Genomic DNA, 21,606 nt, shown 5'->3' on the forward strand with positions numbered 1-21,606 from the left:
GTTCAACGACCCTGTTTGAGCGTGCTGGCGAACAGCTGAGCCAACAGGCCCGGCAGTCCGGCGTAGCTTGCCTTGTGATAGCTGCTCTCGGCTCCAAGCGCCTTGCTCAACCGCCGGTGCGCTTCACCCAGCGAATGATAGGGCAGCCCCGGCAACAGATGGTGCAAGGCATGATAACGCAGGCCAACCGGCGCCCACAGCGCCGGCAAAATCCCCGGCTCCGGCACATTGACGCTGTCGAGATACTGCTGCGTCACACTCATCTCTTCGCCACCATTTTCCCACAAATGGGCAACAAGCGTCCTGATCTGGTTAAGCACCACCGATCCGGAAACAATCGCCAGCATGATGGCAAAATCGCGCAGCGGCAGCGTGCCCGTTGCCACCATCGCGATGAGCGTTATCGCCCACACGCTGGCCGCCACTTCGGTGATCAGCCACTTCCGCCGTGCTTCGCCTTCGGGCATCTTGCGGCGCCAGGCAGGATTGATGACCAGCCCTGAATAACGCTCGACCAAAAGACGACGCAACGGCGGGATAAACAGGGATAGCGGTCCCAACAAACCGTAGCGCAACAGCAAAGCCAAGGGACCGAGCACCGCCACCAGCGTGAACAGCGGCAACGTCCATGGCTTCATCAGGGCCAGCGGCAGATATTCGGGGTCCTCGATGGTGCCATAGCGTTTGCGCATGTGGTGGATGTTGTGGATGCCTTCATACATGAACGATGGCATCAACAGCGGCACGCCGACGACAATATGCCAAGCAGTCCAGAAACCCGGCACGGCTGACAGCCGCATATGCGTGATTTCGTGGATGAACAGGCCCGCCCGGTAGAGGGCGAGAACCGAAATGATCGCAGCGGCAATCATCAGCGGAACCGACGATGTCATTACCGCTACAGCCATCGCGCCATAGCCGACTGTCGCAGATCCAAGCATGTCTGGCCAATAGATGGAGGCTCTGGGCGTATTGAGATCTCGCGTCAGCTCGGCGGCGGCGCGGATCATCGCCATATCCTCGCCGCGGGCGGCAGAGGCTGCTCCCGGAACAGACGCCTGTGCAGGCACCTCGGCGGACGGGGCAATGGAACGGGCAAAGGCAGGCGACTGGTTCATCGTGGGTCCTTGTCGAAACTCCCCCGGACGAAATCAACCATTTATGGCTGTTTGTCGGGGATCGCTAAGCCCGGTTCATGGCAGCATCAAGGCAAGCGATGGGCACTCCAGCGGCGACTTGCCGCACGGCTACCCTTGCTCTAGGCCTTCGCTGCATTCACCTTTTGCCGACTGCGTCGGCGGCATAGCATGGGACAGAGATGGGATGGCAGCGTCGGAAATCCAGATCGTCAAGGTCTCCAGCAAGACCGATCGCCGCGAATTTGTTGAGCTGACTTATCGCCTGAACCGAGGCAATCCCAACTGGGTTCCGCCATTGAAGATGGAGGTTTACGGCCTCCTCGACTCAAAGAAAAACCCCTGGTTCGGCCATGGCCAGGCACAGCTTTTCCTCGCCCGGAGGGACGAACGCACAGTCGGCCGGATTTGCGCCCACATTGATTTCCTGGCCCATGAACAACCTGTTGAACAGGGGTTCGGTCCAGGCACCGGCTTCTGGGGCCTGTTCGAGGCAGAGGATGACACGGTCGCCGCTGCCCTTCTCGATACCGCCGAACAGTGGCTCCGTGCCGAAGGCATGAACAAGATGATCGGACCGGTCAGCCTGTCGATGTGGGATGAACCCGGGCTGCTGGTTGGCGGATTCGACAATCCGCCGACGATCATGATGGGCTATAATATCGATGCCTATCAGGACTGGGTCGAAGCGCACGGCCATGCAGGCGTACAGGACCTGTACACCTATGGCATCAGCATCGACGACGGCCTGCCCGAACTTGCCAATCGCATTGTCGCCATGGGCGAAAAGGCCGGCAAGATCACCATCCGCAAGGCTGACAAGAGCCGCTTTGATGAGGAAGCCAAGCTGCTGCTCGGAATTCTCAACAATGCGTGGAGCGACAATTGGGGGTTCGTGCCGCTGACCGACGCTGAAATTGCCTATGCGGGCAAAAAGCTGAAGGATGTCGTCTATGAGGATCTTGTCCGCTTCGCGATGATCGATGGGGAAACGGTGGCCTTCATGATGACCCTGCCCGACCTCAACGAAAAGCTGCGCGATTTTGACGGCTCACTGTTTCCGTTCAACTGGGCCCGGCTGTTGTGGTGGATGCGAGCGCCCAAGGTCAGGACGATGCGCGTGCCGCTGATGGGCGTTGTCAAACATCTGCAGGGCAGCCGCACCGCCAGCCAGCTCGCTCTGATGCTTGTCGAATATATCCGCCGCGACGCGGTCGGCAATTTCGGCGCCACCCATGGCGATTTCGGCTGGGTCCTCGCCAGCAACCGCGGCATGACCAGCGTCGGCGAAGCGGTTGGCGGGACGATCGACAAGACCTATCGCATCTACCAGAAGATGATCTGACACCCCGCTCGTCAGGGAACGATCGTCAGGAAAAGGAAGACCGCGAACAGGATAAGATGTGTCACACCTTGCAGAACGGTGGTCTTTCCTGTGGCCAGCGAAAGCGAGGAAACCAGCAGCGTCAGCACCAGCAGCACGATCGACTTGGCGGAAAGGCCAAGGGCGACGGGCAAGGCAAAGATGATCGAAATTGCCGCCACAGCCGGGATGGTCAGGCCAATGGTCGCCATGGCCGAGCCGAGCGCCAGATTGAGGCTCGTCTGCAAGCGATTGGCCCGTGCGGCCCGCACGGCGGCGATGCTTTCGGGCGCCAGCACAACCGCAGCAATGACCACGCCGACAATGGCATGGGGCCACCGGGCCGCAGCGACAGCGGCCTCTATTTCCGGGGCAATACCCTTGGCCAGCACCACCACGCTGATCAAAGCCAGCACCAGCATCGCCAATGACGCGGCGGCCCGACGGCCCGACGGTGTTGGCGCATGGGCATCGGCATCATCCAATGCGTCGCCCTCCGGCAGGAAATAGTCACGGTGGCGCACCGTCTGGACAAGCACAAAAGTGCCATAGAGCAACAGCGAGACCACGCCGACAAAGGCCAGCTGGGCCGAGGAATAGACGGGTCCTGGCTCGCTGGTGGTATAGTTTGGCAATACCAGCGCCAGCACGGTCAGGGCGCTGAGGGCCGCCAGTGTGGCGCTGACTCCCGATTGCTGGAAGCTCTGCTCGCGGTGGCTCAGTCCGCCAAACAGCAGGCAAAGGCCCAGCAGCCCGTTGAGAATGATCATCACCGCAGCAAACACTGTGTCGCGAGCCAACGCCGACGCCCCACCATCAGGTGCACTCAGCATCAGCGAAAGAATAAGGCCCACTTCGATGACCGTGACAGCCACCGCCAGAATCAGTGTGCCAAAGGGCTCACCGACGCGGTGGGCGATCAATTCGGCGTGATGCACCGCCGCCGCCACGGCACCGGCCAGTACCAGTGCCGCCAAAAGGGTTGGTGGCGTCCAGACGAACAAAAGGATGGCAAGCAGCGATCCGGCAACAGGAAAAATGTTCGCCCAGTGCCGCGTGAGTTTGCCCATTTACCGCAAATGGGTTGAACGGCCTCATTTTCAACCATGGTCATTGCAACCCCGGCAGACAGCCAGTGACGGCAAATGCCGGTGACAAGTCCTACCGGGCCCGTTGACTTGTTCCCCTTGGCTGGTTTCAACTGCTCAAAATGCCATATCGAAGCGTTGACAACGGGGACCGATCAAATGACTGCTTTTGTGCTGGGCGCTGCTACAATTGTGGGCGCGATTGCCACTTTCTTCCTGTTTTTTCAGGTCGACGAAATGGGCTGGCCACCCTTCTTCGCCTGCCTGATCGCCACTGCCATCAGCAGCGCCCTCTACAAGATTCTCGAAAAGATCGAGAGTATCGAGCGGATGGTCATCGACATCTACAACAGACGCTGAGCGGCGGTTCCAGATCAGGCCGATACTAGTCGCGGTGATCATGCAACCTTATCCAGGTGGCTGCATGGTCACTCGCCTTTTCCCGGCCGCGATGATCCTTGTCGACACCGGCGTCGGTCAGCCGGTCCGCCAGAGCGGGGCTCAGCAACAAATGGTCGATGCGGAAACCCGCATCGCGCTGCCAAGCCCCTGCTTGATAGTCCCAATAGGTCCACACGCCACCCGCCGGGTAACGGCGGCGCAGGGCGTCTGTCCAGCCATCTCCCAGCAGGCGTCGATAGGCAGCCCGGCTTTCGGGCTGCATCAACGCGTCATCGGCCATCGCTGTTGGCTTGTATATATCGTCATCATTGGGGATGACATTGAAATCGCCAGCAATTAGCGCCGGGACTTCTTCAGCCAGCAACGCTTGCGCCCGCTTGCGCAGCCGCTCCATCCACGCCAGTTTGTAATCGAACTTCGGACCCGGCTGCGGATTGCCGTTGGGCAGATAAATGCCCGCCACCCGGATGCCGAACACATCAGCCTCTATATAGCGGCTCTGCACATCCTCGGGATCGCCCTCCAACCCGCGCTGCACCTCAACCGGCGCGGCCCCGCGCGCCAAAATGGCGACACCGTTGAAGCCCTTTTGCCCATGCCAGACACCGCCATAGCCGGCCGCCTCGACATCCTTGATCGGCAACGTCTCGTCTGAACTTTTCAGTTCCTGCAGGCACACGACATCGGGCTGTGTTTCGGTCAGCCATTCGATCAGGCGCGGCAATCGCGCCTTGATACCATTCACATTGTAGGTGGCGATTTTCATGCCGGCCGTTGTAGCGGCTTTGCGTCAGCGTGCCAGTGGCAGTCGCTGTGATTTAGATCGAAAAACTCGAACCACAGCCACAACCGGCTGTTGCATTGGGGTTGGTGACCTGAAAGCTGGAACCGCCGAGCGAGTCGACGAAATCCACCTGGCTGCCCTTGAGCAGGTCGAGGCTCACCATGTCGATAACCAGGTCCGCGCCATCTGTGCTGGTCACGACATCATCGCTGTCAACCGTTTCGGCCAAGCCGAACTTGTAGGAAAAGCCAGAGCAGCCGCCGCCTTCAACTGACAGCCGCAATCGGGCCGGCTTGCCCAGCTTGTCGCCAATCGCACGGACGCGCGCGGCGGCCGCAGCGGTCAACAGGACAATGTCTTCGCGGTTCAAAGTCTCGGTCATGGCTGCAAGATAGGTGCAACGGCGTGAACCGACAAGCATGTCGCGCAAATGCAAACGCCCCGGCTTTCGACCGGGGCGCAGAGAATGATAAAATCCTGAACGATTACTCGCGCGGACCGCCCAAGGCCGTGGCGCCATGGCCAGCAGCGGCGACGATCACACTATCTTCCTCGATGAAGCGCAGCGGGTTCTGCGGCGCACCGGCAATACGCACTTCATAATGGAGGTGCGAGCCGGTCGACCGGCCGGTGGAACCCATGTAACCGATGATGTCACCCCGGCGCACCTTCTGGCCAGACGTCACGGCAATCGCGGACAGGTGGCCGTAGCGGGTCTGAAGCGAATAACCATGCTCGATCTCGACATAGTTGCCATAGCCGCCCAGACGCTGGGCGCGACCGACAGTGCCGTCGGCGGTGGCATAGATCGGCGTACCAACCGGACCGGGAATATCGATGCCGTTGTGGCGGGCGCGGCGACCACTGAAAGGATCGTTGCGTGTGCCAAACGACGACGTCAGAGTCATCGAATCGACCGGACGGCGCGACGGAATTGAAATCGGCTGAGACGCGGTGCCTTCCATTTCACGGATGGCGGTGAACAGCGACCGGAACTGGCTGTCGCCAGTTTGCTGACCCTGCAACCGCTGGGCTAGGCCCGGGGTCACGCGGGCAAAGGCCGCTGCGGCAGCATCGGCGGCGTCCACGGCGGCCTGAGCTTCAACTGTGTCGACAATGGTTTCGGGCGAGTCGAGATCGACCGGCACTTCATCGTTCGATGCCAAGGCCGGAGCCGATAGGGAAAGGCCGATAGCGGCGATGGCACAAGCGACCATGCGTCGGAAATTCAAGCCAGTCTGGACAGTCATGCGACCCCGAAATGTTGCCCGGCACATGCTGGTCCTGTCGCCAACCTGAAACCGAAAGTGTCTTCCCGAAGGGTCGGTTTTTTCCGATCCCCGCTTGGGGAACCTTCCTGATGTTCAAAGATTAATCACGCAACTGTCGCATAATAGTTGTGCGTCAAACCGGCAGCAGAGCGCGCCGAGTCGTTGAATGGCGGCTTCAGCGCGCCTCGAAAGCCCGCATTTATCAGTTTTTTCCAATGCTGCGCCGAATCGTGACCGGCCCGTTCGCAGCCATATTCGAACCACCGCGTGCCAGCCGCAACATGGCGAATCTCATCATGATAGATGCGGGTCAGCACCCGCGCCGTCGCCGCATCGCCCTGACTGGCGAATCGTTCGATTGTCGCGGGCGTCACATCCAGCCCGCGCGCCTCGAGCACCATCGGCACCACCGCCAACCGCGCAAGGGCATCACCCGCCGTCGCCTCGGCTGATTGCCACAATCCGTCATGCGCCGGCAGGTCTCCATAGGCATGGCCCAGCGCCCGCAACCGCCGGTCGAGCAGGGCGAAATGCATCGCCTCGTCGGCCGCCACGCCGAGCCAGTCATCAACGAATTGGCGCGGGAATTCCCCACCGAACCGGCCAGCCATGTCGAGTGCCAGTGCAATCGCCACATATTCGATATGCGCCAGCGCATGGATCATCGCGATGCGTGACCGCAGCGACCCCACCTTGCCCCGCTTTGGCATGGCATTGGGCGGCAACAATTCGGGCCGCACAGGTCGCTCTGGCGCATTGGGCAATGCACCATCAAAGCGCCAAGCCACGCGCCCCTTGCGCCAGTCCCGCACCAGCGCCCGGGTCGCCATGACATGCGCCTGCGGTTCGCCGATCAGCAGCACCGCGCGAATGCGGCTCCTCACATCTTCCATCTCGCTCATGACAGGAACAGGACCGCCGCCTTGTAAAGGTAAAGCACGCCGATAGCCGTCACCACCCAGGCTGTCACCCGCTTGAAATTGACGTCGCTGATCCGGTCGAGGATCTTGCCGCCGCACCATGTCCCCAGCGCCGACAGCGGAATGGCGATCGCGAACAGCCACAACGGTGGCAAAGCCCCGGACCCTGCCGCCCCGATCAATGGCAGCCCATACACCACTATCTTCGCCAGATGCGCAAACACCTGCGTCGCCGCCTTGGTCGCAACAATCTGGTGGCGGCTGAGATCTGTGCGGACAAAGAATATGTCGAGTAACGGCCCGGCCACGCCTGCACTGAGATTGAGCGCGGTTACCATGAATCCCGACGCCCGCGCCTGCCACGGTCGCGCCGCGTCAAGCTGCAGCCGCTCCTTGGGCAGCCACACCAGCATCGGCACCAGCCCGAGCAACAGGAACAGCCAGGGCTTCGACGGCACCCACGCGATCAGCGCCACAACCCCGGCCGCTACCGCCGACGCCAGCGCATAATTACCGACAATCGGCCAGCTGACATGCCGCCGGTGAAGCATGGCCCGCCAGCCATTGGCAGCGAATTGCAGGATGCCGTGCGTCACAAAGGCCGCCGACACCGGCAGCACCAGCGCCAGCGCGCCCATCAGCACCAGCCCACCGGCCATGCCGAGCACGCCGGAAAGCAATGCCGTGAAAAAGGCGGTAACGAGCAGAAAGGCCGCTATCGCGCTATTCATGCTCGCCCCACCCAAGCGTCACTTCATATCGCTCTGGCCGCCGCCAGCACCTCGTCGGCGTGCCCCTTGACCTTCACCTTGCGCCATTGCCGGACCAGCGTCCCGTCGCCATTGAACAGGAAGGTGCAGCGTTCGATGCCCATATAGGTCTTGCCGTACATCGACTTTTCAACCCAGGCGCCGAAATCCTCGGTCACATGGCCGTGCTCGTCGGACCCCAGCAGCAGGTTGAGGCTGTACTTGTCGGCAAATTTCGCGAGCTTCTTGGGGCTGTCCTTGCTGACGCCGATCACCCGCACGCCAATCGCGTCAAAGTCGCTGGCCAGCGCAGAGAAGTCCTTGGCCTCATTGGTGCAACCAGGCGTGTCTGCCTTGGGATAGAAATAGAGGACCAGCGCGCGGCCTTCGAGCCCGGCCAGATTGACCGTGCTGCCATCGCTCATCATCAGTGTCGCCGCCGGCATGCGGTCGCCTTCATTCAGCATTGTCGCCTGCTCCTTCATCGTCGCGAATCGAATCCCACCACCCGCCGACCGTCTGCCGCGCTTCGTCATAGGCAGCAAGCAGGGCAGGCCAGTCGCCGGAGCTGCCTTCACGTTCGCCAAGAACAAAGCCGCAGACGTGGGCAATCCGCGCCTGGGTTTCCTTATCCTCGGCCAAGGTGCCATCGGGTGCCATCAGCCGCAGGCTGACCAGCATCCGGCCCATCAGGTCCATCGCCGGCCGCACCTCTTTCGGACAAAGGCCCGCATCGGTCAGCTTCTGAACCGCGACGTTGAGCCGCGGGTCAAAGCCGGTGCAGTGGTCAAGCTGTGTCGCATGGATGGCAAACTCGCAATCGACCAGACCGCCGGGGATAAGCTTTACGTCAAGTGGCCCCTTGGGCGGCTTGTGCCGGGCCATGTCGCGACGCATCTTGGAGATGTCGGCAATCAACCGCCCGTGCTCCCGTGGCGTCGTCAGCACCTCGTCAATAATCCGCTGCAGGGCAGCCTGTGCCTCGGGTGAGCCATAGACCGGGCGGGCACGGGTCAGTGCCATATGCTCCCATGTCCAGGCATCTTCGCGCTGATAACGTTCAAAGGCGTCAATCGCGGCAACCAGCGGGCCCTGATTGCCCTGCGGCCGCAATCGGACATCCACTTCATACAATCGTCCGGCCGCCGTCGGCACCGACAGGGCCGCAACGACCCTCTGTCCCAGTCGGTTGAAATAGGTGGATGCATTGAGCGGTCGCCGGCCATCCGATTCCGCCATCTGATTGCCGGTGAACAACAGGATGAGGTCAAGATCGGACGCATGGGTGAGCGCGCGTCCGCCATAGCGGCCCAGGGCCAGGATCAACAATTCACTGCCAGGCACCTGGCCATGCTGCCGTTCAAACTCGGCGACTGTCGCTGCGGTCAACCTGTCGACGGCAGCATCCGCAATGTCCGCGTAGCCGCGCGACACGGTCAGCGGGTCACAGGTTCCTTCGACCAGTTGCACGCCCAGGGCAAAGCGGTGTTCGCCCACCACCCGGCGCACATGATCGAGCGTCTGTTCATAATCATCGGCCGGTGCCGCCGCCATCCGGGATGCCAGCACCGTCCGCGACGCGGCCTCGTTGAACACGCTGGCGTCGATCAGGCCCTCGATCAGTTCGGCCCGGTTGGCGAGGTCGTTGGCAAGCGCGGGCGCCAGGGTCAGCACGGCGACAAGCGTCGCCAACAACTGGGGCCGCGCTGCCAGCAGGTTGAAGAAATTGATCGCACTCGGCAATCCGGCCACCAATCCGTCAAATCGGGAGAGCGCCTCGTCGGGACGGCTTGCCTTCCCGAGCGCGGCGATCAGCGCTGGCAGGGCGTCTTCCAACGCCTCGCGTGCCGCCGCACTGCGCAACACGCGCAATCCGCCGCCACGCCATTCCTCGATGCGCCGGGAAACAGCCTCCCCATCCGCAAAACCCGCCGTCCGCGCCCTCTCGGCAGACAGCATGCTGTCGCTCGGCCACCGGTCCTTGTCGGTTGCCACACCAAAACCGACCAGCGTGTCAAATTGCGCACCGACATCATCGACGCAGGGGCGCAACAGCGTCAACAAGGCGTCACCATCCGGCAAACCGTGCAACCCGGCGACATTGGCCAGCCCCTCAGCGGTGGCAGGCAGTTCATGGGTTTGCTGGTCCGCGACCATCTGCAACCGATGCTCGATCGCCCGCAGGGTTTCGAGATGACGGCTCAGCATCGCCGCAACCTGCCGCTCGACATGACCGGCATCGGCCAGGGCAGCCAGCGCCTCACGCGTGTCGGTCAACCGCAGGGCGGGGTTGCGCCCGCCATGGATCAGTTGCTGGACCTGCGCGAAAAACTCGACCTCACGGATGCCGCCCCGCCCGCGCTTCAGGTCGAAACCGGGACCGAATGTCTGTCCATCGGCATAATGGCCGCGAATGCGGTTGGTGATGTCGGCAATGCGACGCAACTGGCCAAAGTCCATGCTTCGCCGCCAGATGAACGGCTGGATAGCCTGCAGGAAATAGCCGCCCAATGCGCGATCACCTGCGCTCGCGCGGGACCGGATGAAGGCGGCCTGCTCCCATGCCAAAGCCTGCGATTCATAATAGGAAATGCAGGCCTCGACCGGCAGGATGATCGGTGTGACCTCCGGCGAAGGCCGCAGCCGCAGGTCAACACGCAGGACATGCCCGTCACCGGTGCGCGCCGACAATATTTCCATCCAGCGGCGGGCCATCCTTACCGCCGCCTCGCCCGGTTCGTCGCGCGCACGGCGTGGCAATGTTGCGGGGTCGAACAACAAGATGGGGTCAATGTCCGACGAATAGTTGAGTTCACGACTGCCCAGCTTGCCCAACGCCACAACAGCAAATCCACCAACCGCTTCGCCCGGTGCCCGTTCGGCAAAGGCTGCGGCAAGGGCCGCATCACAGGCTTCATCGGCAAAGTCCGACAGGGCATGCACGGTCTGGGTCAGGTCATGCTCACCCGCGAGGTCAGCCAGCGCCAATACCAGCGCCAGGTCAGCGCGGCGGTACCGGAGCATGGCCATCATCGCGGCGCCATCGCAAGTGCCGACATCCTCGATCCGCCTGCATCGAGCAAGTGCGGCTGGTGTTCCGGCGTCAACAAAGCATGTGGCCAGATCAGCTTGTTGTTTAGCCAGCATCGACAGGAACGGGGCGTGGGCCAGGACGCGGTCCAGCGCGTCGGCGCGGGCGGCACGGCCATTATCAGCCGGCGGGCGGACAATCGGGTCAACCATGTCGTGGCAACTGGCCTTTTGCCGGTCAGCTGGCAAGCAAAATGGCGCATGCCCGGCGGCCTGCTGCGGGGCCCGGGTCATTCCCCGGAAATCTGGTCAACCTGTTGCAACAACTCGCGCATGGTTTCACTTCCACCAAGATCATCAGCGCTGCGGCGCATCAGGGTCCCTTCATTGATGATCTTGTCCAGCGCACTGCGTGCCCGGGCAACCCGGCTTTTGATCGTCCCGACCGCAACCCCGCAAATGGCGGCCGCCTCCTCATAGGCAAAGCCGCCAGCGCCGATCAGGATCAGCGCTTCGCGTTGCGCTGGCGGCAGCATCTGCATGGCCCTGTGCAAATCCGCCAGTTCAACCTGCTTGTCCTGCTCGGCGGGAGCGGCCAACACCCGCTCTGCCGCAATATCGTCCCATTCCCCACGAAAGCGATTGCGCCGCATCTGCGACAAAAAGACGTTACGCAGGATGATGAACGTCCAGGCACGCATGTTGGTACCTGCCTGGAAGCGCTGCCGGGCACTCCACGCCTTGAGCAATGTTTCCTGAACCAGGTCATCGGCCAGATCGCGTGACCCCGACAAGGATCGGCCAAAGGCGCGCAGGTGCGGGATAACCGCGGCCAGTTCGCTACGAAACGCCTCATCGCTGAGTGGTTGCATGGGTGAGTCGACTGATGAGCCTGCCGTTGCGTCAGCGATGGTTGCGCCGACATCGTCTGCCGGAGCGGCTTCGCAGCCCGCCGCAACATGCTTCGATGGCAACAATCAACATCCCCTCTTGCGGCCCTGTCTGGATCGCCCCGTCGAGACGGGGTGAACCTCCGACCATCGGATAAAAAGCACCAAGCGGGGAGAGGTTCCACAGGCGGGATGAACTGGGCCGGTCATAGCGGTTGAGCCCTTTGGGCAACCGCCGTCCGCGCGCAGGACGGTTCAAGCCGCCGGAACGGTTGCCCTGTCAAAAAACAGTGCCTGGGCGATAGCTGCCTTCAGCGTATGTTCCTGAAATGGCTTGGTGATCAGGAATGTCGGCTCGGTTCGCTGGCCAGTCAACAGCCGTTCTGGAAAGGCAGTGATAAAGATTACCGGCACTTCCATGTCGGCCAATATGTCCGCAACCGCATCGATGCCCGAGCTGTCATCAGCCAGTTGAATGTCCGCCAGCACCAGACCCGGCCTTTTGCTTTGCGCCAAGGCAACCGCCTCGTTGCGGGTCACGGCTATGCCGGCCACGTCATGGCCCATGTCGCGGGTGATGGACTCGATATCCATCGCGATGATTGGTTCATCCTCGATAATCAGCACGCGCGAACGGGTCTGCCGGTCAATCTCGACCAGTGCATCGGCCAACAGTTGGTCGACCTCGCGCACATCAACATCGATCAGACTGGCGATGTCGGCATTGGAAAATCCCTCAAGCGCACTGAGAAGCAGGGCCTGACGCGACAGCGGCGTCACGGCCGCCAAACGGGCACGGGCCACTTCGGCCGCATCGCTCAACTCCGCACCATAAGCGTCACCGGCTGGTTCACGATCGTGTGACGCAGACCAGATCTGCTGGAATATCCGATACAACCCCATGCGGACATCACCGGCGGGGAAACTGTCGGGCGTTTCTATGATCAACTGGAGCGTCGCACGCACATAGGCATCGCCGCTCGCCTGCGATCCCGTAAGCGCGCGCGCATAGCGCCGCAACAAGGACAGATGGGGGGCGAGCTTCTGGCCTAGGGACATCACATGCTTCCTGCTGTCTGATGGTTGTCTGCGGCCGTGCGGCGCACAGCTGCCCGGCCACGACAACATGGCTAAGACCATGCCTCACGACAAGCGCTTCGACACCGAAGGCTTGCAAATTCTCCCTAAATTCCTCTATTTTTCCACTATTGCTGAAAACAGGGAACAATCCTCAACAACGCTCGTTTAGTGCCTCCAGTGGGAATATGGCGACCGGCCCGCAGCCCGGTTTCCTTCCTGCCGGCACAGCGTTGGCGACCAGTGGGCCGGGGCGATTGACGTCCTGATGGACCGGCTGTCCCGGACGGATTGCCAGGATCAGTTTGCCCGCACATGACAACATGTTAGGGAAGGTACAGAAGCGGCGGCAAAGGATTGCGGAATTTGTCGAACTCGTCCGGGTCACATAGAGTGCCGCCCACAATCGGGACGGAGTCGCAGGTCGTTTCCACTGTCGGATCGGACGAAGTGGTGAAGCAATCATCCCGCCCCGGAACGACCCCGGCACGGGTTGTGGCGACTGTCCGGCACAAGGGCGGTGCCGCCTCCGGCAACGGCCCGACCATCGATCATATCGGCACCTCTCTGCGTCGCGCTTATGAATCGACGCTTGAGGAAGATGTGCCGGAATCGATCCTGGACCTGTTGCGCCAGCTGGATTGACCGGCGTCCATCAGCCTTGGCGGTAATAATCAGCGCGGAACTGACTGGCAAAGGCGGTAAACCGCCCCTCACTGATCGCACTGCGCATCGCCGCCATCAACGCCTGATAGAAATGCAGATTGTGCTGGGTCATCAACATCGCGCCCAGCATTTCGCCGGCCTTGACCAGATGGTGCAGATAGGCCCGACTTGCCGCTGGCGACTCTTCGCTGCCAGCACACACCGGACAGGTGCAGCGCGGATCGAGCGGGGCGAGATCTTCGGCGAACTTGGCATTGCGGATATTGATCGGTCCGCTCCAGGTGAAGGCCTGTCCGTTGCGGCCCGAACGGGTCGGCAGCACACAATCGAACATGTCGACCCCCCGCTCAACCGCTCCGACCAGATCATCGGGTTTGCCCACGCCCATCAGATAGCGCGGCTTGTCCGCAGGCAGCTGGCCCGGCGCATAGTCGAGGACGCCAAACATCGCTTCCTGCCCCTCACCCACCGCCAGACCGCCGATGGCATAACCGTCAAAACCGATGTCGATCAGCGCCTCGGCTGACTCACGCCGCAATGTCTCATCCAGGCTGCCCTGCTGGATGCCGAACAGCGCCGACCGCTCAGCATGCTCGCCGCCAGCATCAAATCCGTCACGGGAGCGTTTGGCCCAGCGCATGGATCGCCGCATCGACGCCAGCGCCCGTTCGGCATCGACGCCATTGGGAGGGCATTCGTCAAATGCCATGACAATGTCTGACCCCAGCAGTCGCTGAATCTCCATCGACCGCTCCGGCGTCAACATGTGCCGGGATCCATCTATATGGGACGCAAAGCGCACGCCGTCCTCGCTTTGCTTGGTCAGCGCGGAAAGGCTCATCACCTGATAGCCACCGCTGTCGGTCAGGATTGGCCGGTTCCATCCCATGAAGCGATGCAATCCGCCCAACCGCGCCACCCGCTCTGCCGACGGTCGCAGCATCAGGTGATAGGTATTGCCCAGGATGATGTCCGCACCGGTCGCCCGCACCTCTGCCGGGCGCATGGCTTTGACCGTCGCCGCTGTTCCCACCGGCATGAACGCCGGCGTTCGGATATCTCCGCGCAGCATTGAAATCGTACCGGTCCGGGCGCGGCCGTCGGTGGCATGGACAGAAAAGGCAAAACGCTGGGGCATGGCCGGCGCAAATAGGCGTCGGGAATGCGCAAGTCGAGCGCCGTTTAGCCCGGCTCACCAGATCCGGTCGGCTGCATGGAGGATGCGGAATCCTCTTCCGTCACTGCGGCGCCAGGCCAATTCTGGGCTTTCAGCCAATGCCAGCCGGTCCGGCCGGTTTCGAGCGGCCAGTTGAAATGGATACGGTCCATTGCGCCATGCCAGGCATCAGCCGCATCAATTATTCGGCCACTATAGGCGTTGACAGGGAGCGACCTCGCCCATTTGTCCACCGCAAAGCTGTTGAGCAGCACCAACAGGACCGACGTCAGCACCAGCACTTGCGCCATCCAGCCGAGGCCGGGCTGCTCACCCGTTTCCGGTAGAGGCAGATCAGCAGGCGACTCACCCCAGGGCAGGTCATCAACATGGGCATCGGTGGCAGGCGCCTTGATCGCCGCCTTGGCTGACACCGGTTCGACACCAGCCTGTGCGATGGCTGTTCGCTCTGCAGTCTCCGCCAGCGGGGCTGTCAAAGCAGTTGTCACGGGTGCCGGCACAGCGGGGGAAACGGGCGATCCGGCAACAGGCTTTTTGGCACGCGCCTGGCGCACTGCCGGGGAGGGTTTGCGCACGGCCTTCGGCGATTTGACAACAGCCTCGGATTTCACCTTTTCTTTTGTCTTTACAGTATTTTGTTTTGTTTTCTTGGGCGGCGTCGATAGCTGGGACTCAGGGGCATTTTCCCGCTCTACCTGGCCCTCTGCCTGCCGCCTCTTCCGCGTCCGCTGAATCCTCTCTCCACCGGCCGCGCCACCGCCAAGCCGTCCTTTCGTCCCTCCGGAAGCCGCCTTCGCCATCCCCTCAACCCCGCTCAGAACTGATAATAGATAAACGGTGCCACCCCGTCAGGCCGCATCGCTTCAAGCAACACCAGTGCCGCCACACAAATGATGGCCGCCCGCCAAGCCGGCACGGCCCGCAGCCACACCGCCGCCCGCTGCACACCATCACGCGGGAAAAAGTGGAAGGACAAGCCAATGAGCATCAAAAGCACCATCAACGGCGTCGCTGTCACCGCACCTCCGCGCAAGGCCGCCATGCCTTCCAGATACGCCATGGCATCGCCAAATTCGGCAGAGCGGAAGAATATCCAGGCCAGTGTGACGACATGAAAAGTGAAGAAGATGCTCAGCCAATGTGGCGCCTTGGGCCAACCATCCCTGCGCACGCTCCACCACACGCGCTCTGCCACCAGCACACCACCATGGATCGCGCCCCAGATCACAAAGTTCCAACTTGCACCATGCCAGAGGCCACCGAGCAACATGGTCATCGACAGGGCAAAGTAGAGCCGCGCTGTTCCATGCCGCGAGCCACCCAGGCTGATGTACAGATAATCCCGCAGCCATTGCGAAAGGCTGATGTGCCAACGCCTCCAAAAGTCCTGAAGCGTAGCGGCACGATAAGGCTGATTGAAGTTCCATGGGAAGCGATAACCCAGCAAGGCTGCCAGCCCGACCGCCATGTCTGAATAGGCCGAAAAGTCGCAATAGATCTGGACCGCATAGCCGTAGGCGCCAAGCAACAGGTCAAGACTGCCATGGGCTGATGGATCAAAGAACACCGGATCGACAAAATTGGTTGCCAATTCGGAAGCGATCACTGTCTTCTTGAACAACCCCCAAAGGATTAGGGTGAGGCCAGCGGCAGCCATCGACACAGTCAGTTTTGGAATGGCGCGGAACTGGGGAACGAGATGGCTGGCGCGAACAATCGGGCCTGCGACCAGATGCGGAAAAAAGCTCATCAGGAGGGTGATGTCGAGCAACGAGGCACGCTCGGTTTTGTCCCGATAAATATCGATCTGATAGCTCATGCCCTGAAAGGTGAAGAAAGATACGCCTACTGGCAAAATCACTTGCATGATCGGCACATCGCGCTCCCAGCCGGCGCTGTGGAGCAGAGCAATCAGCTGTTCCAGAAAGAAGCCATAATATTTGAAAAAGCCGAGAATGGTCAGGTTGGCTACCACGCCCGTGACCAACCAGAACCTCGCTGCACCTGGCCAGCCCTCACCATTCCTGGCACGTTGCTTGGCGGCCAAGATCAACTCGGCGACTGCCCAGTTGAGCAGGCCAGATGCGATGAGCAGTGCGACAAAGCGCCAATCCCACGCGCCGTAGAATATCCAGGAGCCAACCAGAAGGAGGATTTTCCGCCATTCATTGTCGCGACACAGCCAGATAAGGGCAAATGTCACCACAAAGAAGATGTGGAATGTCAGTGTCGGAAACAGCATCCTCTATCGCCCCCCGGCCCCTGTAATATGCTATTGTGGCGGCGAAACTGGCAAGACGGAACGAACTGCGGACCCAAAATCGTCGGCCAACAGTCCGCCAAGTCGTGTGCCACCCGACCGATTGAAGTGAATGGCGTCACGAACAACAAAGCCCTCTGACCGCCACTGATACATAGCGCATTCGCTGCCCATCGCGCGCGCCCAGTCCCAGAAAGCCAAGCCAAGTTCTGCGGCGATTCCCCGCTGAATATCCCGCACAGCGGCGATGTGGCCCGGCACCATCAGCCCGGTTTCGCACCCAATGGGTGTTGAGCCACCCGCTGTGGCAATGCTGGCATTGCGGGTCAAAGCGTTGGGAGGGCCAAGCAGCATGATAGGTATGGAATCACCCGCCAAGCGGCGGATCCGGCGCACCTGACTGCGCAAACCCTCAGCATAGGCATCCAGATCGAGGTCGGCCGCAAAACCTTCATTGGTACCAAAGGCAATGACAATAAGGTCCGGCCGATAGGCCGTCAGCTCGGCACGCAACAAGGCATCATCAGTCCTGGCAAAATGCTTGAGCTGGGCACCCGGCACACCAAGGTTGGAGAGGCTGACACCTCCCGCCGCACGAAATGTCGCCATGGAGGTTACCGTGACAGGTCGCTCATCCCGGGTCGTGACCTCGACATGGCCCACCGCGAACTGGGACTGGAACTCCCGGCAAAGCGGTGCAGATTGAGGTGCCGCAAAATTCACGTCCTGCGTTGTACCGGCAAAGTTGACAGCTAACGTCCCCGCATCAGGCCCCGCCATGCCGCATATGATGAAGCGGTCGAACAAGAATTCGAGCCCTTCAGCTGTCAAAGACAGATGCTCTCCAGCAGCCCGCGCGGTTTTGGAATAACCCGAAATGCCCACCACCGGGCCGTCGGGTTGCCAGACACGACCGAAAATGCCGTTCACCGACCAACCGGGACTCCACAAAGCGTTGATGCCCCATGTGAGGTAACCAGGAAATGGTCTTCCGCCCGGCACCACTCCTCGTCCGGCGCTGCCATAGCTGGCGTTGAGGCGTGTCCGCCAACCATCAGCGATCATGTCGCCCGCAGTATGACTGTCGCCAATTTGCAGAATGTGCACAGGCCGGGAGTTTGACTGTGCCAACAGTTCGGCCACCGGACGCAGTGCAGCACCATTGCAGAGCGCCTGTCCGCAATCTGCAGCGGCGGCCGGTGTTGGAACGGCGGCAGCTGCGGCCAATAAAAGGGAGGGCAGCAGGGGCATCTGGGTCTCGATCAGTGATTGAGATGCCGCATCAACGCGACGGTGTTGTGGATGGCGTGGTTCTCGGCGCAAGGTCCCTGATGCTATCTGTCAAATCGCTGATCAACAACCGGTAGCCAGTCATACTCATGTGAATCCCATCGTCCGCCCGTGCCTTTATGGGTTCACGTCCATCGGACCGGGGCAGATATTCAGTATAGGCTCCCTGTCCATCGACTGACTTTGGAAGCGTGTCGATGAACGGGATATTGAGGTCGCACATGAGGTCAGCATAAAAGCCATTCATCTGCTGAACCTGTGCATCGAATTTGGCCTCTCGCATGCGCGGCAGCCCCACCCAGACAACCGATGCACCGCCCTGGCGAAGTTCAGCTATATAGTCCCGCACCTTGGTGCCGATGTGCTGACGCCAATCGTCGCCCATATAGGCCATCAGTTTGCCGTCTTCGTAGATGTCCTGCGTGTCATTCGCGCCAAAGGACACCACGGCAAGGTCAACGGGCTGGCCAGCGAGCTTTTCCCTTGCATCCTCGAGCAGGTTGATCGACCGGTAGCGCGTGAAACCTGTGGCCTGTTTGGCGAAGCGATGAACGGTGAACAGTTTTTGTGGCCGCAGTTCATTGTAGAGACCGGCCCACAGTCCATCACCAAAACTGTCACCGAACACGCCGATGTGGATTTCCCGGTCTTCGCGGATCGCGGCGATCAATCGCGGCGAAAGACCCATTTGCGTCGGGCAGGTGCGGACGGCGGTGGCCGGTGCGGCATTTGCTGCAGCAACGGGTAGAGCATCAGGCAGAGTGGCTTCACTGTTGTTCGAGGCAAAGGCCTGTCCGATGGAGGCGCCTACGGCGATGCCGATGAACAGAACCGCTGTCCGGTCTAGCAATTTGCCGATTCCCACACTTTCCCCCAACATATTCAGGTCGATGATTCGACCAGCCACAGCAGTGGATGGGCGATACGATAAGGTGAATCCACTGTCCATGTGACGCAAGCAGGAAATTGCCGGTTTCCAGTTACCCAGGCTCCATCAACTCGTTGATTTTCAGGCCTTAAAATCTGTGATCCCAGCGACATTCATGCTGCATTTGCGAAACAACCCGTCCCGTGACAGCCACCGTTCGTCCCAGATGGTTTGATTTTTGCCGCACTGCACCGTAACAGCCGCCCAACACTTCACGATCGGGTTGGCTCCGCCAAGAAAAATGCGGCCCCCGACACAATCGCAGGACGAACTCTCCCCGAATTTGTGAGAGACGCGGCGATACGGAGAATTCCATGTCTTCCAAAATCGGTGTTCATTGGCAGGCCCTGCCGGCTGTCGCCGTCGCCACCGCCTTTCTGTTTGCCGTGTCTGACAAGGGCTACAGCGCGGAAACTGATAGCAATGCCATGGTGGTCGCTGCGGCGCCGGTGACGCTGCCAACTGGCAACGAAGCGCCAATGGCGTCAACCATCGCGCCCGACGCTGTCGAAACCGTGCCTGCTCGCGGTGATGATACCCCCATTGCCCCGGGTGGCGTTGTTTTTGAAGAAACACTGGCCGAAGCACCGGCTGCCAATCGCTTGTCATTGTCTGATGAGGACATGACCTGTCTCGCCAAGATCATCCACCATGAATCGGCCAACCAGCCTGAGGCCGGCCAGCTTGCTGTGGCGCATGTGGTGCTCAACAGGCTCGCCAGCCCGCGCTTCCCGAAGACGGTTTGCGCCATTGCCCTGCAACCGAGGCAGTTCTTCAATGTCCACGCCTATGACCCGAGTGGCGACCGCCGCTGGACCAATTCGCAGCGCATCGCGCGGATGGCTGTCGAAGGGCACGGTGACGACCATGCGCCGGGAGCCCTCTTCTTCCATACCGCCGGGCACAACTCGGCCTTTTTCCGTTCACGCCCGCGGGTTGTCCAGATCGCCGGCCACGTTTTCTATCGCTGATCTGCAATACTGACAGCAAAGGCACGCCCTGCCACGATCACCGGTTGCATTAGCCCGGTCTCGGTCCGATCATCCTGCCTGACGTGTCGCACTTGCGGCCAGATCAGGGGGATTTCAGATGGTAACTCGGCACATGGCCCGTCGCATGGCGTTGGCGTCAACCGCGCTCGGCATGCTGATGGGCGCAGGAATGGCGACAGCGCAGGTCAGCGATCCGCGCGCCGGGGAAAGCGAATTCCGATCCATCTATCGCGAGTTGGTGGAGACCAACACCACCTTGTCGGCAGGCAATTGCACACTCGCGTCGGAGCGGATGGCAGCACGGCTGCGGGCAGCTGGCTTTCCCGAATCGGCACTGCACATCGTTGTCGAACCCAATCATCCCCGCGAGGGCAATCTGGTTGCCGAACTGACCGGCAGCAATCCGTCGCTAAGGCCAATGCTGTTGCTGGCGCATATCGATGTTGTTGAAGCCAACCGTGCCGACTGGGAACGTGATCCGTTTGTCCTCACCGAAGAAAATGGCATGTTTTACGCCCGCGGCGCAGCGGACGACAAGGCTCAGGCCGCCATCTGGGTCGATATGCTCGCCCGCTTCCGGCGCGAAGGCTATGTCCCTGCACGCACCATCCGCATGGCGCTGACCTGTGGCGAAGAGACGTCTGGCGCGTTCAACGGGGCGGAGTATCTGGTTAACCAGCGACGCGAACTGATCGATGCTGAATTCGCGCTCAACGAAGGGGCCAATGGCTTGCTGGATGCCGAAGGCCGCCATGTCATGTTGAACATCCAGGCCGGCGAAAAATTTCCGCAGAATTACCGGCTTGAAGTGACCAACCCCGGTGGACACAGCAGCCGCCCGGTCAAGGACAATGCCATAACCCGGCTGTCGCAGGCCCTGATCCGGGTTGGCGCTCACGATTTCGCTTATGAAACCACCGATGCGACCCGCGGCTATTTTGCCGCCATGGCGAATTTGACACCGGCACCCATCGGCCCGGCCATGGCACGTTTCGCCGCCAATCCGGCCGACACCGCCGCCGCCGACATGATCGCCGCGGCCAACCCGTCATGGAACGGCGTCATGCGGACCACTTGCGTCGCAACCATGATTGAAGGGGGACATGCGACCAATGCCTTGCCCCAGCGTGTCCGGGCCAACGTCAATTGCCGCATATTCCCCGGCACCACTGTCGAACAGATCAGGCAGGCGCTGATCGCGGTCGTCAATGACCCTCAAGTGACCGTTACTACGCTGGAAACCCGCAGCCCGACCAGTCCGCCGCCACCATTGACCGAAGCCATCATGGGCCCCGCCCGGCGTGCGGCTGAGACCGTCTTTCCCGGCGTGCCGCTGGTTCCCCTGATGGCCGCAGGCGGCACTGATGGTGCCTTTCTGAACCCGGCAGGCATTCCCACCTATGGTTTTTCAGGCATTTTTGGCAGCGCGGACGGCAATGGTGCCCATGGCTTGAACGAACGCATCGGCGTCCGTGCCCTGATGGACGGCCGGGCCATGCTGACCATCCTGGTGCGGGACATGTCCTCCCACTGAACCTTGCTTGCCTATGGCCACGCCAGCCGGCAGGACAGCAATCGGGTGG

General features: G+C 61.2%; 21 protein-coding genes. 5 read left to right on the forward strand and 16 right to left on the reverse strand.

The genetic code is table 11. From position 1 onward, the window contains the following. Positions 1 to 2: 2 nt before the first annotated feature. Positions 3 to 1,118 (reverse strand): fatty acid desaturase family protein, encoded by a 1,116-nt coding sequence (locus GV829_RS00995; RefSeq protein WP_169943411.1) that lies wholly within the window; start codon positions 1,116 to 1,118, stop codon positions 3 to 5. 205 nt (positions 1,119 to 1,323) lie between these two features. Here GV829_RS00995 and GV829_RS01000 point away from each other — a divergent pair, with 205 nt between their 5' ends. Beyond that, the gene (locus tag GV829_RS01000) at positions 1,324 to 2,481 is read left to right on the forward strand and encodes an N-acetyltransferase (RefSeq protein WP_169943412.1); all 1,158 of its coding nucleotides are present in this window, start codon (positions 1,324 to 1,326) and stop codon (positions 2,479 to 2,481) included. Positions 2,482 to 2,492: 11 nt separating this feature from the next. Here GV829_RS01000 and GV829_RS01005 read toward each other — a convergent pair whose 3' ends face one another. Beyond that, positions 2,493 to 3,569 carry a calcium:cation antiporter gene (locus GV829_RS01005; RefSeq protein ID WP_169943413.1) on the reverse strand — a complete coding sequence of 359 codons (1,077 nt, stop codon included), beginning with the start codon at positions 3,567 to 3,569 and terminating at the stop codon, positions 2,493 to 2,495. A gap of 177 nt (positions 3,570 to 3,746) precedes the next feature. Between GV829_RS01005 and GV829_RS01010 the strand changes: the two genes are divergently transcribed. Next, positions 3,747 to 3,947, forward strand: coding sequence for a hypothetical protein (locus tag GV829_RS01010; protein WP_169943414.1), 201 nt, complete (start codon positions 3,747 to 3,749; stop codon positions 3,945 to 3,947). A 25-nt stretch (positions 3,948 to 3,972) separates the two neighbouring features. Here the strand turns inward: GV829_RS01010 and xth are convergent, their stop codons facing one another. The 9 genes from xth to GV829_RS01055 all read right to left on the reverse strand — a co-directional run bounded on the left by xth (position 3,973) and on the right by GV829_RS01055 (position 12,692). Next, positions 3,973 to 4,755, reverse strand: coding sequence for an exodeoxyribonuclease III (gene xth / locus GV829_RS01015; protein WP_169943415.1), 783 nt, complete (start codon positions 4,753 to 4,755; stop codon positions 3,973 to 3,975). 52 nt (positions 4,756 to 4,807) lie between these two features. Then, the gene (locus tag GV829_RS01020; protein WP_169943416.1) at positions 4,808 to 5,155 is read right to left on the reverse strand and encodes a HesB/IscA family protein; all 348 of its coding nucleotides are present in this window, start codon (positions 5,153 to 5,155) and stop codon (positions 4,808 to 4,810) included. A 103-nt stretch (positions 5,156 to 5,258) separates the two neighbouring features. Then, positions 5,259 to 6,023, reverse strand: a complete 765-nt coding sequence (locus GV829_RS01025; RefSeq protein WP_246202932.1) for a M23 family metallopeptidase — start codon at positions 6,021 to 6,023, stop codon at positions 5,259 to 5,261. 125 nt (positions 6,024 to 6,148) lie between these two features. Next, entirely contained in the window at positions 6,149 to 6,946 is a 798-nt protein-coding gene (locus tag GV829_RS01030; RefSeq protein WP_169943417.1) for a ferritin-like domain-containing protein, read from the reverse strand. Next, complete coding sequence (locus tag GV829_RS01035) at positions 6,943 to 7,695, reverse strand: sulfite exporter TauE/SafE family protein (RefSeq protein WP_169943418.1); 753 nt, start codon at positions 7,693 to 7,695, stop codon at positions 6,943 to 6,945. The genes GV829_RS01030 and GV829_RS01035 overlap by 4 nt, the downstream gene beginning before the upstream one ends. Positions 7,696 to 7,718: 23 nt before the next feature. Next, positions 7,719 to 8,180 (reverse strand): thioredoxin-dependent thiol peroxidase, encoded by a 462-nt coding sequence (gene bcp, locus GV829_RS01040; RefSeq protein ID WP_169943419.1) that lies wholly within the window; start codon positions 8,178 to 8,180, stop codon positions 7,719 to 7,721. Then, positions 8,170 to 10,956, reverse strand: a complete 2,787-nt coding sequence (locus GV829_RS01045; RefSeq protein WP_169943420.1) for a bifunctional [glutamine synthetase] adenylyltransferase/[glutamine synthetase]-adenylyl-L-tyrosine phosphorylase — start codon at positions 10,954 to 10,956, stop codon at positions 8,170 to 8,172. The genes bcp and GV829_RS01045 overlap by 11 nt, the downstream gene beginning before the upstream one ends. Positions 10,957 to 11,033: 77 nt before the next feature. After that, positions 11,034 to 11,615, reverse strand: a complete 582-nt coding sequence (locus tag GV829_RS01050) for a sigma-70 family RNA polymerase sigma factor (protein WP_169947785.1) — start codon at positions 11,613 to 11,615, stop codon at positions 11,034 to 11,036. 273 nt (positions 11,616 to 11,888) lie between these two features. After that, positions 11,889 to 12,692: a response regulator gene (locus GV829_RS01055; RefSeq protein ID WP_169943421.1), complete on the reverse strand. Its 804-nt coding sequence runs from the start codon at positions 12,690 to 12,692 to the stop codon at positions 11,889 to 11,891. 411 nt (positions 12,693 to 13,103) lie between these two features. On the opposite strand from GV829_RS01055, the gene GV829_RS01060 reads away from it, so the two are divergent. Next, complete coding sequence (locus tag GV829_RS01060; protein WP_246202934.1) at positions 13,104 to 13,355, forward strand: NepR family anti-sigma factor; 252 nt, start codon at positions 13,104 to 13,106, stop codon at positions 13,353 to 13,355. 10 nt (positions 13,356 to 13,365) lie between these two features. On the opposite strand, the gene tgt is transcribed toward GV829_RS01060, so the two are convergent. The 5 genes from tgt to GV829_RS01085 all read right to left on the reverse strand — a co-directional run bounded on the left by tgt (position 13,366) and on the right by GV829_RS01085 (position 19,010). Continuing rightward, positions 13,366 to 14,514, reverse strand: a complete 1,149-nt coding sequence (gene tgt / locus GV829_RS01065; RefSeq protein ID WP_169943422.1) for a tRNA guanosine(34) transglycosylase Tgt — start codon at positions 14,512 to 14,514, stop codon at positions 13,366 to 13,368. A gap of 44 nt (positions 14,515 to 14,558) precedes the next feature. Beyond that, a complete protein-coding gene (locus tag GV829_RS01070) occupies positions 14,559 to 15,041 on the reverse strand; it encodes a hypothetical protein (protein ID WP_169943423.1) in 483 nt (160 codons plus the stop codon). A gap of 326 nt (positions 15,042 to 15,367) precedes the next feature. After that, complete coding sequence (locus GV829_RS01075; RefSeq protein WP_169943424.1) at positions 15,368 to 16,795, reverse strand: MBOAT family O-acyltransferase; 1,428 nt, start codon at positions 16,793 to 16,795, stop codon at positions 15,368 to 15,370. A 30-nt stretch (positions 16,796 to 16,825) separates the two neighbouring features. Then, positions 16,826 to 18,064: a GDSL-type esterase/lipase family protein gene (locus GV829_RS01080; protein WP_169943425.1), complete on the reverse strand. Its 1,239-nt coding sequence runs from the start codon at positions 18,062 to 18,064 to the stop codon at positions 16,826 to 16,828. A 31-nt stretch (positions 18,065 to 18,095) separates the two neighbouring features. Beyond that, complete coding sequence (locus GV829_RS01085; RefSeq protein ID WP_169943426.1) at positions 18,096 to 19,010, reverse strand: SGNH/GDSL hydrolase family protein; 915 nt, start codon at positions 19,008 to 19,010, stop codon at positions 18,096 to 18,098. A gap of 335 nt (positions 19,011 to 19,345) precedes the next feature. Here GV829_RS01085 and GV829_RS01090 point away from each other — a divergent pair, with 335 nt between their 5' ends. Continuing rightward, the gene (locus tag GV829_RS01090; protein WP_169943427.1) at positions 19,346 to 20,002 is read left to right on the forward strand and encodes a cell wall hydrolase; all 657 of its coding nucleotides are present in this window, start codon (positions 19,346 to 19,348) and stop codon (positions 20,000 to 20,002) included. A gap of 118 nt (positions 20,003 to 20,120) precedes the next feature. Further along, a complete protein-coding gene (locus tag GV829_RS01095) occupies positions 20,121 to 21,557 on the forward strand; it encodes a M20/M25/M40 family metallo-hydrolase (protein ID WP_212612138.1) in 1,437 nt (478 codons plus the stop codon). The last annotated feature ends 49 nt before the right edge of the window (positions 21,558 to 21,606 follow it).

Origin of the sequence: Sphingomonas lacunae, from assembly GCF_012979535.1 — a bacterium.
Classification (GTDB): domain Bacteria; phylum Pseudomonadota; class Alphaproteobacteria; order Sphingomonadales; family Sphingomonadaceae; genus Sphingopyxis; species Sphingopyxis lacunae.